General features: G+C 62.9%; 11 protein-coding genes. 8 read left to right on the top strand and 3 right to left on the bottom strand.

All coding sequences use genetic code 11. The features are described 5' to 3' along the window. The first annotated feature begins 1 nt into the window (after nt 1). The 3 genes from FEZ60_RS01255 to FEZ60_RS01245 all read left to right on the top strand — a co-directional run bounded on the left by FEZ60_RS01255 (nt 2) and on the right by FEZ60_RS01245 (nt 4,803). A complete protein-coding gene (locus tag FEZ60_RS01255) occupies nt 2-1,315 on the top strand; it encodes a ribonuclease D (protein ID WP_116104077.1) in 1,314 nt (437 codons plus the stop codon). A 161-nt stretch (nt 1,316-1,476) separates the two neighbouring features. Further along, a complete protein-coding gene (locus tag FEZ60_RS01250) occupies nt 1,477-2,697 on the top strand; it encodes an acetyl-CoA C-acyltransferase (protein ID WP_172935353.1) in 1,221 nt (406 codons plus the stop codon). Then, nucleotides 2,698-4,803: a 3-hydroxyacyl-CoA dehydrogenase NAD-binding domain-containing protein gene (locus tag FEZ60_RS01245; RefSeq protein WP_172935352.1), complete on the top strand. Its 2,106-nt coding sequence runs from the start codon at nt 2,698-2,700 to the stop codon at nt 4,801-4,803. Nucleotides 4,804-4,884: 81 nt separating this feature from the next. Here FEZ60_RS01245 and FEZ60_RS01240 read toward each other — a convergent pair whose 3' ends face one another. Together FEZ60_RS01240 and FEZ60_RS01235 are read right to left on the bottom strand one after the other, a co-directional pair. Beyond that, a complete protein-coding gene (locus tag FEZ60_RS01240; RefSeq protein ID WP_172935351.1) occupies nt 4,885-6,480 on the bottom strand; it encodes a GMC oxidoreductase in 1,596 nt (531 codons plus the stop codon). A 167-nt stretch (nt 6,481-6,647) separates the two neighbouring features. Further along, the gene (locus tag FEZ60_RS01235; RefSeq protein WP_033234761.1) at nt 6,648-7,199 is read right to left on the bottom strand and encodes a TetR/AcrR family transcriptional regulator; all 552 of its coding nucleotides are present in this window, start codon (nt 7,197-7,199) and stop codon (nt 6,648-6,650) included. Nucleotides 7,200-7,538: 339 nt separating this feature from the next. Here FEZ60_RS01235 and FEZ60_RS01230 point away from each other — a divergent pair, with 339 nt between their 5' ends. The 4 genes from FEZ60_RS01230 to FEZ60_RS01215 all read left to right on the top strand — a co-directional run bounded on the left by FEZ60_RS01230 (nt 7,539) and on the right by FEZ60_RS01215 (nt 12,057). Next, nucleotides 7,539-8,876 carry a lipase family protein gene (locus FEZ60_RS01230; RefSeq protein WP_242484360.1) on the top strand — a complete coding sequence of 446 codons (1,338 nt, stop codon included), beginning with the start codon at nt 7,539-7,541 and terminating at the stop codon, nt 8,874-8,876. A 49-nt stretch (nt 8,877-8,925) separates the two neighbouring features. Continuing rightward, on the top strand, nt 8,926-9,939 hold the full coding sequence (locus FEZ60_RS01225; RefSeq protein WP_033234986.1) for an iron-siderophore ABC transporter substrate-binding protein: 1,014 nt from the start codon (nt 8,926-8,928) through the stop codon (nt 9,937-9,939). A gap of 46 nt (nt 9,940-9,985) precedes the next feature. Further along, on the top strand, nt 9,986-10,456 hold the full coding sequence (locus FEZ60_RS01220) for an SRPBCC family protein (protein ID WP_045067441.1): 471 nt from the start codon (nt 9,986-9,988) through the stop codon (nt 10,454-10,456). A gap of 158 nt (nt 10,457-10,614) precedes the next feature. Next, nucleotides 10,615-12,057 (top strand): sugar porter family MFS transporter, encoded by a 1,443-nt coding sequence (locus FEZ60_RS01215; protein ID WP_095886087.1) that lies wholly within the window; start codon nt 10,615-10,617, stop codon nt 12,055-12,057. Nucleotides 12,058-12,134: 77 nt separating this feature from the next. On the opposite strand, the gene dxs is transcribed toward FEZ60_RS01215, so the two are convergent. Then, nucleotides 12,135-14,072 carry a 1-deoxy-D-xylulose-5-phosphate synthase gene (gene dxs / locus FEZ60_RS01210; RefSeq protein ID WP_045067438.1) on the bottom strand — a complete coding sequence of 646 codons (1,938 nt, stop codon included), beginning with the start codon at nt 14,070-14,072 and terminating at the stop codon, nt 12,135-12,137. Nucleotides 14,073-14,324: 252 nt separating this feature from the next. On the opposite strand from dxs, the gene glsA reads away from it, so the two are divergent. Then, complete coding sequence (glsA, locus tag FEZ60_RS01205; RefSeq protein ID WP_033234765.1) at nt 14,325-16,148, top strand: glutaminase A; 1,824 nt, start codon at nt 14,325-14,327, stop codon at nt 16,146-16,148. Nucleotides 16,149-16,152 lie beyond the last annotated feature (4 nt).

The following is a 16,152-nucleotide window of genomic DNA, read 5'->3' as shown; positions in this document are numbered from 1 at the left end:
CATGTCCGAAGTCACCGATGATGCAACCGAGCCCACGTCCGATGTCGAACCACTCCTGGTGCCGCGTGACGGTGTGCCTGATGTCATCACCACCGCCGACGGGATCACGAAGGCTGCCGCTGAATTGACAGCGGGCACCGGGCCTTTGGCTGTTGACGCCGAGCGTGCGTCGGGATTCCGGTATTCCGCCCGTGCGTATCTGATTCAGCTCAGACGTGAGGGCGCCGGCTCGTTTCTGATCGATCCGATCCCCACCGCCGCGGACATGGCACCGCTGGCCGAGGCGATCAACCCTCTGGAGTGGGTTCTGCATTCCGCAGATCAGGATCTGCCCGGACTGGCCGAGTTGGGGTTGTATCCGGCTGTACTTTTCGACACTGAATTGGCGGGCCGACTGGCCGGATTCGAACGGGTCGGTCTGGCCGCGATCGTGGAACGCACGTTGCATGTCGAGCTTCGCAAGGGCCACGGCGCCGCCGACTGGTCGACACGGCCACTGCCGGCACCATGGCTGAACTACGCCGCGCTCGACGTCGAAGTGCTGCTGGAATTGCGCGACGCCATGGAAGCCGAACTGCGTGCACAAGGCAAATTGGATTGGGCGAAAGAAGAATTCGAGCACATTCGACTTGCCGGCCCGCCGAAGCCGAAGCCGGATCGCTGGCGCCGCACGTCGCACATCACGTCACTGAAGACCACTCGCCAATTGGCTGCGGTCCGGGCGCTGTGGCAGGCGCGTGAAGATCTCGCACGTAAGCGCGACGTGTCTCCCAGCCGAGTGCTGCCGGATTCGGCGATCATCGACGCGGCGCTCAAGGATCCCCGGTCGATGGATGCGCTGCGGTCGCTGCCCGTGTTCGGCGGACCGAGGCAACGACGCTATTCACGAATCTGGATGACTGCATTGGAATCAGCTCGGTCCCTGCCGGACAGCGAGCTTCCCCCGAAGACTCCGCCGAACATCGGCCCGCCAGCTCCCGGACGGTGGGCGCGTCAGGATCCCGAAGCCGCCGATCGTCTGACCGCAGCCCGCGCAGCCTTGTCGGATCTCAGTTCCGAGGTATCGGTCCCCGTCGAGAATCTGCTGCAACCGGAGCTGGTGCGTCGTCTGTGCTGGGACTGGACAATCGAGCCGGGATCGGACATCGCCGTGGTCACGGCTGCGATCGAGACGAAGCTCACGTCCGGCGGCGCCCGATTGTGGCAGCGCACCTTGACCGTGCCGGTCCTCGCCGAGGCGCTGAACTCGGTAGTTCCGGCAGAGGACGACGCGGTCGCGGCCGAGGAGGAAGCAGCGGCAACCGGCGAATCCTGACGGGGTTGCGGGTGTGGGTGGAGCAATTCGACCCGTTAAGTTACCGGTGAGTAATGGGCAGTAGTACGCTTGTTACAAGGCCGGACGCTTGGCCGTGATTGCCGAACCGTAAGTCCCATCCGCCCAGCGCGTGGTGGGCATCTCCATCAGGAGGAATTCGCGTGGCTCCATCCACACACAACCAACGCAACGTCGTCTTTGTCGACGGCATTCGCACCCCGTTCGGCAAGGCAGGCCCCAAGGGCATGTACGCCGAGACGCGTGCAGACGACCTGGTCGTCAAAGCCATCCGCGAACTGCTTCGTCGCAACCCGCAGCTGGATCCCGCGCGGATCGACGAAGTGGCGATCGCTGCCACCACTCAGACCGGTGACCAGGGACTGACCATCGGCCGCACCGCCGCGATCCTCGCCGGCCTGCCCGAAACCGTCCCCGGATTTGCCATCGACCGCATGTGCGCCGGCGCGATGACCGCCGTCACTACCACCGCGTCGGGCATCGGCTTCGGCCAGTACGACGTTGTTGTCGCCGGTGGCGTCGAGCACATGGGCCACCACCCGATGGGTGAGGGCGCAGACCCCAACCCGCGCTTCCTCGCCGACCGTCTGGTCGACCCGAGCGCACTCGTGATGGGTAACACCGCAGAGAACCTGCATGACCGGTTCCCGACCATCACCAAAGACCGCACGGACGCCTACGCCGTGAACAGCCAGAACAAGTACGACGCTGCCAAGAAGGCCGGCTTCATCGCCGACACGCTGGTTCCCGTCGCGACCCGCAGTGCAGCCGGTTGGGGCCTCGCCACCGAGGACGAGCCGCCGCGCCCCGGAACTACCGTCGAAGACCTCGCGAAGCTCAAAGCACCGTTCCGCCCCGCCGGGCGCATCACCGCCGGTAACGCCGCAGGCCTCAACGACGGCGCCACGGCAGCACTTCTCGCCGGTGAAGACACCGCAGCGGAGCTCGGACTGCCCGTCGGCATGCGCATGGTCGGCTTTGCCTACCAGGGCGTCGACCCCGCGGTCATGGGTATCGGACCGGTCCCCGCCACCGAGAAGCTTCTGGCACGCACCGGTCTGAAGATCGAGGACATCGGACTTTTCGAGATCAACGAAGCATTCGCGGTTCAGGTTCTCGCGTTCCTCGAGCACTACGGCATCGCCGACGACGACCCCCGCGTCAACCAGTGGGGCGGCGCCATCGCGTGTGGCCACCCCCTCGCCTCGTCGGGCGTGCGCCTGATGACGCAACTCTCCCGCCAGTTCGCGACGCGTCCCGAGGTGCGCTACGGCTTGACCACCATGTGCATCGGCCTCGGCATGGGCGGCACCGTCATCTGGGAGAACCCGAACCACGCTGACTACCAGGCCGGAGTTAACTAAATGTCTGATATTGCAACAGCATTCGCCGACGAGGTCGTGACGAACGCGTACACCAAGATCATCTCGGTCCCCGGCATCGAGGGCCCGTTTGCACTGATCACCCTCGACAACGGCTTCGACCACACCAAGCCGTCGTCCTTCGGCCCCGGCGGGCTCGCATCCTTCGACGCCGCACTGGACGAAGCTTTTGCCGCGAACCCGGTGGCCATCGCCGTCACCGGAAAGCCGTTCATCTTCGCCGCCGGTGCGGACCTCAAGGGTGTTCCCGCGATCACCTCACGTGAGCAGGGACTCGAGCTGGGCCGCTTGGGCCACAAGGTGTTCCGACGCCTGCGTGAGTCCTCCGTTCCCACGTTCGCCTTCATCAACGGCGTCGCCCTTGGCGGCGGCCTCGAGGTCGGCCTGCACAGCCACTACCGAACCGTTGCGGCCAACGCCGGTGCCCTCGGCCTGCCGGAAGCGTTCCTCGGCCTGGTCCCCGGATGGGGTGGCACGCAGTTGCTCCCCAACCTCGTCGGCCCGTCCAACGCCGTGACCGTGGTGATCGAGAACTCGCTCAACCAGAACAAGGTGCTCTCCCCCAAGAAGGCACTCGAACTCGGCGTCGTCGACGTCGTTCTCGATTCCGCCGACTTCATCGAGCAGTCACTCGCCTGGGCCGCGCAGGTTCTGGCCGGTACCGTCACTCCCGCTCGCCCCGAGATCGATCGTGGCCAGGGCTGGGACGACGCGATCGCCCGTGCGAAGGCCATCGTCGACGGTAAGACCAAGGGCAACGCTCCCGGCGCCGTCAAAGCTGTCGAGCTGCTCGAACTGGCTCGCACCACCGACATCACGGATGCAGCTTCGCTCGACAAGGGCTTTGCGGCCGAGGACGAGGCACTTGCCGATCTCCTCCTGACCGACGAGCTCCGCGCCGGCCTGTACGCCTTCGATCTTGTGAACAAGCGCGCCAAGCGTCCCGCCGGAGCGCCCGACCGTTCGCTGGCTCGCAAGGTCAACGGCGTCGGCATCGTCGGTGCCGGTCTCATGGCCAGCCAGCTCGCGCTGCTCTTCGTCCGCCAGCTCAAGGTGCCGGTCATCCTGACCGACATCGACCAGGAGCGCATCGACAAGGGTGTCGGTTACGTCCACACCGAAATCGACAAGCTCCTCGGCAAGGGGCGCCTGTCCCCCGACGCCGCGAACCGTCTCAAGGCCCTCGTCTCCGGCTCACTCGACAAGGCCGCGTTTGCCAAGACCGACTTCGTCATCGAAGCCGTCTTCGAGAACATGGACGTCAAGAAGAAGGTCTTCGCGGAACTCGAGCAGTTCATCGCTCCCGAAACCATCCTCGCGACCAACACCTCGTCGCTCTCCATCACGGAGATGGCGTCCGAGCTGAAGCATCCCGAGCGCGCGGTGGGCTTCCACTTCTTCAACCCGGTTGCCGTTCTCCCACTCCTCGAGATCATCAGGGGCGAGAAGACCGACGACGCCACGCTTGCAACGGCTTTCGCCACCGCAAAGTCACTGAAGAAGTCTGCAGTCCTGTGCGGCGACAAGGCCGGCTTCGTCTTCAACCGTCTCGTCACCCGCACGTTGGGTGAGGTCATGTCCGCCGTTGACGAAGGCACCCCCTTCGACGTCGCGGACAATGCCATCGCCGAACTCGGCATGCCCATGTCGCCGTTCACCTTGCTGGCCCTCGTCGGACCCGCAGTGGCTCTGCACACCGGCGAGACCCTGCAGGCGTCGTACCCGGACCGGTTCAAGAGCTCGCCCGGTCTCGAAGCACTGGTCGAAGCCCGCAAGCCCGGCGTCTGGACCTGGGGCGAGAACGGCCAAGCTGTCGATCCCGAGGTTGCCGCGCTGTGGCCTCGAGGCGACAAGGTGTCCACCTCGGAAGAAGTACTCGAGCGCACACGTCGTGCATTTGCCGAGGAAATTCAGATCATGCTCGACGAGGGCGTCGTAGCGGCAGCCGAGGACATCGACCTCTGCCTGCTGCTCGGCGGCGGATTCGGATTCTGGAACGGTGGCATCACGCCGTACCTGGACCGCACCGGCACCTCCGAGGCCGTCAACGGCAAGCGCTTCCTCGCGCCTGGTGTTGCGAGCGTCTGATTCTCTCGCTCTGACAAAGCCGAACGGCGCACTCGAATTTTCCGGGTGCGCCGTTCGCTATAGTTCACACTGTGCGGCAGCTCAAAACACTGTTCCGACATCCTCTTTCACAATGTAGTCAAGTGCTCGCTCCGCCACGGCAGCGATAGTCATCGACGGATTGCACGCAGCAGCATTACCCGGCATCAAAGCACCGTCGAGGACGTACAGTCCGCGCTGGCCCTGCACGCGACCTTCGAGATCGCAGACCGTTCCCATGCATGCGCCGCCGAGCGGATGCCACGTCGACGACAGCACCGCATTCGTGTCGGTGAGGATGCCGGTGGTCCCGGCGATCTTGTGGGCAGCCGGCCCGATGTGGCCTCGCTGGATGGCAGAGTCGCCGTCCTTCGGCCAACGGAGCACTGCCTCGTCCCGCGCGGAGTCGTACACAAACCGGCCTCGGTCGCTGCTGACACCGAATCCGACCATCACTGTGCTGCGCGCATCGAACGGCACCGGCGGGAACGACGCCTGAATGAGGGTGAATGCCGAATCCGGGTCGTCCCAGTTCCGGCTTCCGTAGACAACCGGGCCGCCTTGGGTGCTACCGAAATTCTCGGTGGGGTCGGACCAGATGTAGATGCGGTCGGCGTTGGTGCCCCAGCCGCCGCCCAACTCGCCGGGCAGATCGGGAATCCGCCCCTGCGCACCGGCCCGCACGAGCAACTTGGTCGTGTTGGCGCTGCCCGCGGCCATGACCAGCGCCTTTGTCGTCAGGATCTTGTTCTCGAGCACCCGCCCGGACATGTCGGTGCGGTTCACATATACCCGCCATCGGCCGTCTTCCGCGCGTTCGACGTCGGTAACCTGGTGCAGCGTCTCGACTTTCACCAATCCTGTGGCTTCTGCGGCGGCAATGTAGGTGACGTCGACGGAGTGCTTGCCGCCGTTGTTCACGCCGAGTGCGCCGTCGCCGTTGGTGTACGAGGCTTTCATCTCACCGCGCAGTTCGGCCAGCGCAAAGTCCCAGTCGATCGGCATCGGAATCTTCGACACCGGAAGCCCGGAACGCGTTGCATTGCGGGCGAATACACGGGCAGCCTCGTAATTCGGACTCGCAACCAACTCGTCCGGCGCTACTGCGAGTTGCAGCATGGATGCCACGCGCTGATAGTGGACGCGGTCCATCGTCGCGTAGTCCAACTGCTCGGGAAAGTGCGTGTTGAAGACGGATTCGGCAGGCTGCAGCGTCATGCCCTGGTACACCAACGATCCACCGCCAACGCCGGCCGCGCAGATCGATGTCATGTTCTCCCCGGACACCGTCTCCAGCAACCCGACGTACGGCTCGAAAGCAACCGGTCTCCCGAAGAGCGTCGGACTGGACTGGTGCCACAGGATCCGTTTGTCAGGACTGGCCGGATGGGGAAATGTCTCGGCATTCGGACCCGAGGGCCACCGAATTCCCCTCTCCAGCACCGTAACCGGAACGCCCGCCTCAGCCAGACGAAGCGCGGTCACGCCGCCACCGAATCCCGAACCGATCACGACAACGCGATGTTCTTCGCGGGTGAGTGGCACGCCGACGGTTCGGGCAGCGGTACCGGCATCGGCCCGGGCAACACTCGGTATGGCCACTGCCGCCATTGCCGCGGCGGCCCCGGACAGAAAGGCTCGCCGTTTCAGTGCAGACATAGCTGTACTCCCTTGGTGAATCGCCGAATGTGCCGGCGGCGAAAACTCACGGGGCACAAGAAAATCAGGGGAAGTGCCTAGTTCCGTATGGACAAAACAACCGAGCGAGTCCAAAACTAGACACTTACCGGAAAAGTGTCAAGAAAAGTTGAAGAGAAAGCTGATATCTAGGCTGTGGAACCCATTGCAGGTTGAAGCCAGCGAGTGAGAAAAGTTCGTAAATCGTCGTCGGAGTGGATGGACTCACTGTCGAACGCAATGACCGACAAACCCAGTCGAACGGCAATTTCGATAATGCCGTCCAACTCCTCCTCGGTTGCGAGACCTCGCTCCACGATGGGCGAAAGAAACTCGTGTGCAACAGGTTTGGCACGTACCATCATCTCCGCCGAGAACACCGGATCACCTCGTTCGGCGAGCAACAACGTCGTCAGCACCGGGTGCGCCCGCACCTCGGCCCGCGACGCCACGATGAATTCGACGACGTATTCGCAGGCGCTCTCCACAGTAGCCAGTCGAGCCTTGATACCACTCAACATCTCGACAGTAAGATCGGACATCGCCTTTGACACCACTTCTTCACGGGACCCGAAGTTGGAGTACACAGTCTGGCGCGACACACCGGCTTCATGAGCGATCGCCGCCATGTTGACGGCCTCGAACCCGCCACCCTCGATCAGCCGAAGCGTGGCGTTCAAGATCTTCTGCTGCGACCGCACCGGACAATTATCGCCTATTACTACCCGATTCACCCAAACCAGGATTGCAACAAGGCCGCAGGTCACGACGATTTTCGAACCACTCGTGAAGATTTTCGGGCGAAATCACACTTTCGTGACCCAGTTCACGAAATTATGGGCTATGTTGTTACTCGCCGGTAGCTCATAGGGGTGAGCTCCGCACCACACCTTCCGAGCACTGCCGAGATCGATTGCCGCACCTATGCGTACGGCGTTCCGATCCGGCACGCGGGACTCTGCCGAGGACCGTCTTTCACACTTCTTTCTGTCGATCGCAGCAACTCGTGCGCTGTCGTCGACACGCATCGAGAGGCTTCCATGAAGAAGTTGTCCGCAGCATTTCGGCGCACGTCCACTCGACGACTCCGGATGGCCACAGTGGTCGGCATGTCCGTCGTCGCAACATCGCTCTGCACCGTCACCGCGATCAACCCGGCCGCTGCCGCTCCGGCGATCCCCGAGTTTTATCAACCGCCGGCGGAATTCCCTGAAGTTCCCGGAAGTGTCATTCGCACTGAGCCGATGACCCTGCGGGCATCACTACCCGCGTACAACGGTCCGTGGCCCGCGCCGGCGCAACGAGTCATGTACACATCACGACTCCAGGACGGCACGCCCGCCGCGGTGACGGGCACCTACATCGACTCGTCGAAGCCGTGGCAAGGGACCGGCGAGCGACCAACCGTTGTCATCGGACCGGGCACGATGGGCCAAGGCGACCAGTGCGCACCATCGCGTGCCTTTCCCGACGCACTGCTGATCCAGACCGATCCACTGTCCATGTCCGCCAATCAGGAACTGTTCTCCGCCGGAACCTGGAATGCATTGGGGGCCCGCGTTTTTGTCACCGACTACATCGGTCTGGGCACCCCCGGCGTCCACACCTACGTCAATCGAATCGAAGAAGCACACGCAATGCTCGACGCCGCCCGGGCGGCGAACATTCTCAGTGGAACCGGCTCCGACACTCCCTTGGCTTTCTGGGGATACTCGCAGGGCGGCGGAGCGGCTGCAGCAGCGGCCGAACTCCAGCCGAGCTACGCACCGGAACTCAATCTCGCGGGAACCTGGGCTGGCGCTCCTCCCGCTGATCTGCGATCGGTACTCGGACAGATCGACGGCAACCTGATCGGCGGGGTCGTCGGATTCAACATCAACGGATTGCTCGCGCGTTATCCTGACCTGAATACATCGTTGGACAAGCGAATCACGCCGCAAGGGCGCGCGGTTCTTGATCAACTGTCCACCGAATGTGTCGGCGACATCATCGTGAAACACCCCTTCATGCGCACCGACGCACTGACGGTCGACGGCCGGCCCCTCCTTGCACACTTGGACGAGATCCCTGAAGCGGCAACGATTCTCGATGAACAACAGGTCGGCAACCTGACGCCTACGTCTCCAGTTCTCGTGACCAGCGGAATCAACGACGACACCATCCCCTATTCCCAGGCTCGCAGCCTTGCGCAGTCGTGGTGCTCACGCGGTGCCACGGTCACCTTCAGAACCAACGACCTGCCACCGATCGCACCCGGTACAACCTTTGTTAACCACTTCGGTCCGGAAATCATCGACGGATTCGGCCCGAACAACGCATTCGACTACCTCCGCGATCGCTTCAATGGAGTACCGGTGAGTGGATGCCAGTTCGACTGATCCCGAAGAGGTCGCTCTCAGGCCGCCGGAACAGGTTAGGCTTTCCTACATGAAAACTACCGTTCGCGGATGGGCAGCACTGGGTCTGGCTGCACTCACCGCCACCGCACTCGTAGCCTGCTCATCCGATTCGGACTCCTCGTCTGCTCCGGCGAACTCGGAGGGTTTCCCGGTCAGCATCGACAACGTCTTCGGCACCACCACGATCGAAACCCAACCGGAACGGTTGGTCACCCTCGGCTGGAACGCTCAGGACATCCTCTACGCCCTCGGTCTCACTCCGGTCGGACAGCCCAAGTACACCTACGGGGCCGACGACAACGGAGTGATGCCGTGGGCACAGGAATACTTCGACGCTGACAAGACCACGCTGTTCGACATGCCGGCCACTGGCGAGCCGCCCGTCGAAATCGTGGCTTCCCTGACTCCCGACGCGATCCTTGCCCCATACGAAGGATTCGAGAAATCGGTCTACGAACAGCTGAGCAAGGTTGCGCCGACTGTCGCCTATCCCGGCGATGCGTGGCAGACAACCTGGCAGGACCAGACACGCATTGTCGGAAAGGCCGTAGGCAAGCCGACCGAAGCCGACGCATTGATCGAGGGCCTCGACACCACTCTCGCCGACACTGCCGCTGCGCATCCCGAATACGCCGGAAAGACCATTGCCGTCGTCAACTTCGACACCGACGCCAGCAACGTCAACGTGTACCTCCCGACGGATCCCCGTGTGCAGGTGTTGAACGAACTCGGGTTTGTCAACGCTCCTGGCGTCGAAAAGCTCGGCGCTGCCAATGCCGGTGGATCGTTCTTCACGACGCTCTCCTACGAGAACATCGCCGACATCGACGCCGACGTGATTGTCGGCTTCACCGACGGAACCACCGACCCGGCAAGCATTCCCGCGGTCAGCGCACTCGACGCCGTCAAGCGCGGATCGACGGTCTTCCTCAGCGACACCAGAGTCATCGGCGGCCTCAGCAACGTCAACGTACTGAGCACCCCGTGGGTCCTCGATCAGATCACGCCGTCGTTGACGGAAGCTGCCAACCGCGCCGGCTGACAGTAAGTAACCGCCGCGTGTCGGTGTCACGACCTAGGCTCTGCGCATGGCTGAACTTGCTGCTTCCGTGACCAGAGTTGTCAATGCACCCGTGGACACCGTGTGGCAGGTCGTCACCGACCTCGACGGCGCGGTCGACACCCTCACCGGCGTAACCCATATCGAACGGCTTGCCGGTGAGGGGTACGCCGTGGGCACCAGGTGGCGTGAAACCCGCAAGCTGATGGGCAAGGAAGCATCCGAGGAAATGTGGGTCGTGGAGGTCGAGGCGCCCATTCGCACTGTGGTGAAAGCACATTCGAATGGCATGGACTACACGTCCGGATTCACGCTGAAGCCCGCACCCGGCGGCACGCTCCTCGAAATGAACTTCGCCGGCGTTTCCGAAGCCCAGTCGGCCGTGTCCAAAGTCCTCGGTGCTGTATTCGGGCGCCTCGGGCTTCGAATCACCCGAAAGATGATGGCTGCGGATCTCGCGGACTTCGCCGCAAAGGCCGAACGGATCGCATCAACCTGACGCGCGATCGGCGTCGCCGATGAATGTCCCGAACAACTCAGGTGGATAACAAGACTCGACTAACCGCCAAATCGCGCGTGGTGGGCGTAGCGTCCAGAGTGCTTTTACACGCGGACGACGCAGCGGGGCATCGTTCACTTGGCCCGGAGGGGGCAGGAATGGCATTCAGCGGTACCACCGACAGTGGCGGTTCCGGCGCTACACGCGCCGCCGTCGGACATGCAGTTCTCTTTGCCGGCGCTGCCGCGCTCGGCGGATTCCTGTTCGGATACGACACAGCTGTCATCAACGGAGCCGTCGGAGCGATCCGCGACAAATACGACATCGGCGCAGGTGCCACCGGCCTGACCGTGTCCCTGACCCTGCTCGGCGCAGCATTGGGCGCTTGGATAGCGGGGTCACTAGCTGATCGACTCGGTCGCATCCGCGTCATGCAGATCGCGGCAGTGCTCTTTGTTGTCGGCGCCGTCGGTTCGGCCGTTCCGTTCAGTGTCTACGACCTGACATTCTGGCGCATCGTCGGTGGCGTCGCTGTCGGTTTTGCGTCGGTGATCGCGCCGGCATACATCGCGGAGATCTCGCCGGCCGCTATCCGCGGCCGCCTCGGTTCGATGTATCAATTGGCCATCGTGCTCGGAATTGCGGTGTCACAGTTGGTCAACTACGCCCTGCAAGCCGCTGCCGGTGGCGCGCGCAATCAGATCGCGGGCCTCGAAGCCTGGCAGTGGATGCTGATGCTCGAGGCAGTACCTGCACTTCTGTATCTCGTGATGACCACCACGATCCCGGAGTCTCCGCGCTTCCTCGTCGCTCAAGGCAAGGACGATCGGGCGCGCAAGATCATCTCCGACCTCGAAGGCGGCGACCATGACGCCGTCACCGGCCGGATGAACGAAATTCGCGAGTCTCTCAAACTCAAGCAGGCCAAAACCACTGTGCGCGAGCTCTTTTCGAAACGACTCGGTGTCTCGTACCTGGTCTGGCTCGGCATCGCCTTGGCAGCACTCCAGCAGCTGGTCGGAATCAACGTCATCTTCTATTACTCCAGCACGCTGTGGCAGGCCGTCGGATTCGGCGCAGACCGCTCGCTCCTGATCAGCGTCGTCAGTGCGCTGGTCAACATCGTCGGCACCTTCGTCGCGATTGCCGTCATCGACCGCGTCGGACGAAAGCCGTTGCTGCTGGTCGGTTCCGCCGGTATGGCAATCTCACTCGGCACCGCGGCTATCTGTTTCCATTCGGCAACAGTGACAAAGAACGAGATCGGCGAATCCGTCGCGACCCTCAGCGGCGCCAACGCCACCATCGCCCTCATCGGTGCAAACGCGTTTGTGTTCTTCTTCGCGCTGTCATGGGGACCGGTCGTCTGGGTCCTCATCTCCGAGATGTTCCCCAACCGTGTGCGCGCCACCGCAGTCGGTCTCGCCACTGCAGCAAACTGGGTCGCCAACTTCCTGGTGTCCTGGACCTTCCCGTCGCTGGCCGATTGGAATCTGTCGCTCACCTACGGCGGCTACGCGGTAATGGCACTGCTGTCCCTGTTCGTGGTGCTGAGATTCGTAAAGGAAACTCGAGGCAGCACACTCGAATCGGTGCAGTAATTGCAGCACCAGCTCATATACGTATCGGCACTGCTGGGAAGCAATTTCCAGCAGTGCCGATCTGTATGAAGCGTTACTCAGCCTTGGGCAGGGGCGTCGCCACGTGCAGGCGCATCCCCGTTAACGTGAACCGCGGAGCCACCCATGCTGGCCACCCAACCGGTGATCTTCAGGGACAGATCCTGCGCCGTCAGACCCAGTTCCTGATGGATGGCTTCACGGGAGGCGTGATCCAGGAACTGCTGCGGCACACCCATGTCGCGACACGCGGTGTGAACACCCGCAGCCCGCAACGCTGCGGAAACCGTCGATCCGATACCGCCGTGCACCCCGCCGTCTTCGAGGGTGACAACCAGCGCGAACTTGTCGGCAATCTTGACCAGCGTGTCCGAGACGGGCAGAACCCAACGCGGATCGACGACAGTCACCGCGATGCCCTGCTTGTCGAGACGATCGGCGATCGCGAGGGCCAAGGAGGCAAATGGTCCGACGGCAACGAGGAGCACATCGCCGCGATCGCCGTCGGATTCACGAAGCACGTCAATTCCGTCGAGCCGCTTGATCGCCGGAATCCCCTCGGGGACAGCGCCTTTCGGGAACCGGACGACGGTGGGACCGTCGTCGACCTTGAGTGCTTCGTCCAATTCTTCACGGAGCGTGACGGCGTCACGTGGAGCCGCAACACGAATTCCGGGAATGATGCCGAGCAGGGACAGGTCCCAAACACCGTTGTGGCTGGCGCCATCGACCCCGGTGACGCCGGCACGATCGAGAACTACCGTGACCGGCTGCTTCAGGAGCGCAACATCCATGAGCAGCTGATCGAAGGCACGGTTGAGGAACGTCGCGTAAATCGCGACCACCGGGTGCAATCCGCCGAGCGCCAATCCGGCGGCCGACGTCATCGCATGCTGCTCCGCGATACCGACGTCGAACATGCGGTCGGGGAACTTCTCCGCGAACGCGGCCAGGCCTGTCGGGCCGGCCATCGCGGCTGTGATCGCCACGATGTCCTCGCGGCGCGAAGCCTGCTCGATCAACTCGGCGGAGAAAACCGATGTCCAGTCGAGTGCCGGCGTCTTGTCGGAGCGACCGGTCACGGGGTCGATGACCCCGGTTGCGTGCATCTGATCCGCGATGTCGTTCTCGGCGTGCGCGTAACCGTTGCCTTTGCGGGTGACGGCATGAACGATCACCGGTCCGCCGTATGCCTTGGCCCGGCGCAACGCCGATTCCATGGCCTGCTCGTCATGGCCGTCGACAGGGCCGAGGTACTTGATGCCGAGGTCGGTGAACATGACCTGCGGGCTGACCGCGTCCTTGAGACCGGCTTTCATTCCGTGCAGTACCGAGTAAGCAGCGCGACCCACCCAGGGAAGCTTCTTGACCATCCTGCGACCGTTGTCGAGGGCACGCTCGTAGCTCGGGGCGGTACGCAGCGCAGAAAGGTGATCGGCGAGTCCGCCGATGGTAGGCGCGTACGAACGACCGTTGTCGTTGACGACGATCACCACCGAGCGATCCTTGCCGGCCGCGATGTTGTTGAGGGCTTCCCAACACATTCCGCCGGTGAGCGCACCGTCACCGACAACGGCGACAACGTGTCGATCTTGACCGGTCAGCGCGAACGCCTTTGCCAAACCGTCGGCATAAGACAGTGCAGCTGAAGCATGGGAGGACTCGACCCAGTCGTGCTCACTTTCGGCCCGGCAGGGATATCCCGACAAACCACCCTGCTTGCGCAAGGTCTCGAACTGATCCTTGCGTCCGGTCAGGATCTTGTGGACATACGCCTGATGCCCAGTGTCGAAGATGATGGCATCTTGCGGAGAATCGAAAATTCGATGCAGGGCAAGGGTCAGCTCGACAACCCCGAGATTGGGGCCGAGGTGACCACCGGTGGCAGCGACCTTCTGCACCAGGAACTCACGAATCTCGTCAGCCAACTCCGAAACCTCGGCGTGGCTCAACTGACGCAGATCGTCAGGACCTTGAATGCGGGCAAGAACACCCAACGAGATCGCTCCTTCCGTGCTTCACAGCTGCACCGGTGCGCGCCGCGGCTGTCTGTACGACAGTTCTGTCAGTCTACGGAGCGACTCAGCGAACCGACACGCGGACTCGGCGGTATTCACCTATAACTTCGAGTTACAGCACCACCGGGGCGGCGGTCCGTGACTGCAATCACAGACAAAACGGATGGCCGGTCTTGTAGATATCCGCTCGGCGACCACAAATTGTCGAACTCGTCCGCCTACAGTCATCCTATGGGAAACGTGGTTGACGATCTGATCGCCCGAGTCTTCGACGACGTCCGATCACTCGATGCCGGAGAAGTCGCCGACTACATACCCGAACTTGCTGCCGTCGCCCCCGATTCGTTCGGGATCTGCCTCGCCACCATCGACGGATACGTCTACGAAATCGGCGATTCCCGACATCCATTCACGATCCAGTCGATCTCCAAGCCGTTCACGTACGCACTCGCTCTCGCCGATCGCGGTGCCGAGGCCGTCGACGCCAAGATCGACGTCGAACCGTCCGGTGAGCCGTTCAACGAGATCAGCCTCGATCCCCTCACCGAGCGACCACGGAATCCGATGATCAACGCGGGCGCGATCACCGCGGCCTCGCTGGTGACGGGTGCAGATCAAGCAACCCGCTTCGAACGAATTCGCGCAGCATATTCGCGTTACGCAGGCCGGGAGTTGCCGTTCAACGAAGCCGTCTACGAATCCGAAGCGCGCACCGGACATCGCAATCGCGCGATCGGACACATGCTGCGCTCGTTCGATGTGATCTCCGGCGACCCCAACGACGCCGTCGACCTGTACTTCCGTCAATGCTCCATCGACGTGACGTGCCGCGACCTGAGCCTGATGGCCGCGACGATGGCCAACAACGGCGTCAATCCGTTGACCCGCGAGCGCGCACTCACCGCCGTCGGCGTCGAACAGGTCCTCAGCGTCATGTCGACGTGTGGAATGTACGACGGCGCCGGGAAGTGGCTGGTCGAAGTTGGGTTACCCGCCAAGAGTGGCGTCGGCGGCGGCGTCATGGCAGTTCTTCCCGGGCAGATCGGGATCGCCGTCTACTCCCCCAGACTCGATGCTCACGGAAACAGCGTTCGTGGTGTGGCCGCGGCAAAGGCGCTGTCCAAGGAGTTGGAACTTCACTTCCTCCATGTGACGCGGGCGTCGAGGTCGTCGATCCGCGCGCGCTATAACGTGACTCAGGCTCCTTCCCGAGTCAGGCGCACACCCACCGAACAGGCTGTTCTCGAAGACGTCGGCAAGCGGAGCCGGATCTACGAACTGCACGGCGATCTCCTGTTCACCGGCGCGGAGTCCGCCGTGCGCGAGATCGGTTCGGTGGACGAAGGACTCGAAGTGGTCGTGATCGACGTACGACGGGTCGACGACGCCAGCGACGTGGCGATTCGCATGATCACGGCTCTGCGGACCCAACTGGCCGACAAGGGTTGCGCCGTGGCATTGGTGGATCCGAGCGGGCTTCTCGGACAGGCAAGTTCGAGCATCAATCCCGCGCAACGCGGCGGACGGGTTTTTGCCGACCTCGACGCGGCGATGGCGTGGTGCGAGGACGCTCTCCTGACGCTCCACTGCTCACAGCAGCGTCAGCCGGCGAGCATGTCGATCGAGGATCACCCCGTCCTCGACGCATTGTCACCGAAACAGGTGTCTGCCTTCGTGTCTCAGCTCGAGAGCCGAACGTATGCCAGGGGCGAAACTATCGCCCGCCGCGGTGATGCGGCGTCAGGGTTCTATTTGATTCTGCAAGGACAGGTCAGCACGACGTTCACCGACGTTCAAGGCCTCACGCACCGGATCGCGACGTTGTCCGCCGGAATGACGTTCGGCGAGATGACGATGTTCCTGAACTCCCGCTTCCTCAACGACGTCCGGGCCGACACCACTGTGGTTGTGGCTGTCCTCACGACTGCGCGGTACAACGAACTGACCTCTGCGGCACCGGAGCTCAAACTTGCGCTGCTCGAGAGCCTGGCATCGGGCGCGTACGAACAACTCGACATGACCTTGCGCAGTGTTATCGGCGCAGGACGCATCTGATCGG

The sequence above is a fragment of the Rhodococcus sp. MS16 genome, from assembly GCF_013277795.1.
Lineage (GTDB): Bacteria > Actinomycetota > Actinomycetes > Mycobacteriales > Mycobacteriaceae > Rhodococcus_F > Rhodococcus_F globerula.
This window is presented reverse-complemented; position numbering and strand designations above follow the sequence as displayed.

Bases quoted from the DNA above. Each gene is read 5' to 3' on its own strand.
- FEZ60_RS01255 (WP_116104077.1), top strand. From the start codon at position 2: ATGTCCGAAGTCACCGATGATGCAACCGAGCCCACGTCCGATGTCGAA.
- FEZ60_RS01245 (WP_172935352.1), top strand. From the start codon at position 2,698: ATGTCTGATATTGCAACAGCATTCGCCGACGAGGTCGTGACGAACGCG.
- FEZ60_RS01240 (WP_172935351.1), bottom strand. From the start codon at position 6,480: ATGTCTGCACTGAAACGGCGAGCCTTTCTGTCCGGGGCCGCCGCGGCA.
- FEZ60_RS01230 (WP_242484360.1), top strand. From the start codon at position 7,539: ATGAAGAAGTTGTCCGCAGCATTTCGGCGCACGTCCACTCGACGACTC.
- FEZ60_RS01225 (WP_033234986.1), top strand. From the start codon at position 8,926: ATGAAAACTACCGTTCGCGGATGGGCAGCACTGGGTCTGGCTGCACTC.
- FEZ60_RS01220 (WP_045067441.1), top strand. From the start codon at position 9,986: ATGGCTGAACTTGCTGCTTCCGTGACCAGAGTTGTCAATGCACCCGTG.
- FEZ60_RS01215 (WP_095886087.1), top strand. From the start codon at position 10,615: ATGGCATTCAGCGGTACCACCGACAGTGGCGGTTCCGGCGCTACACGC.
- glsA (WP_033234765.1), top strand. From the start codon at position 14,325: ATGGGAAACGTGGTTGACGATCTGATCGCCCGAGTCTTCGACGACGTC.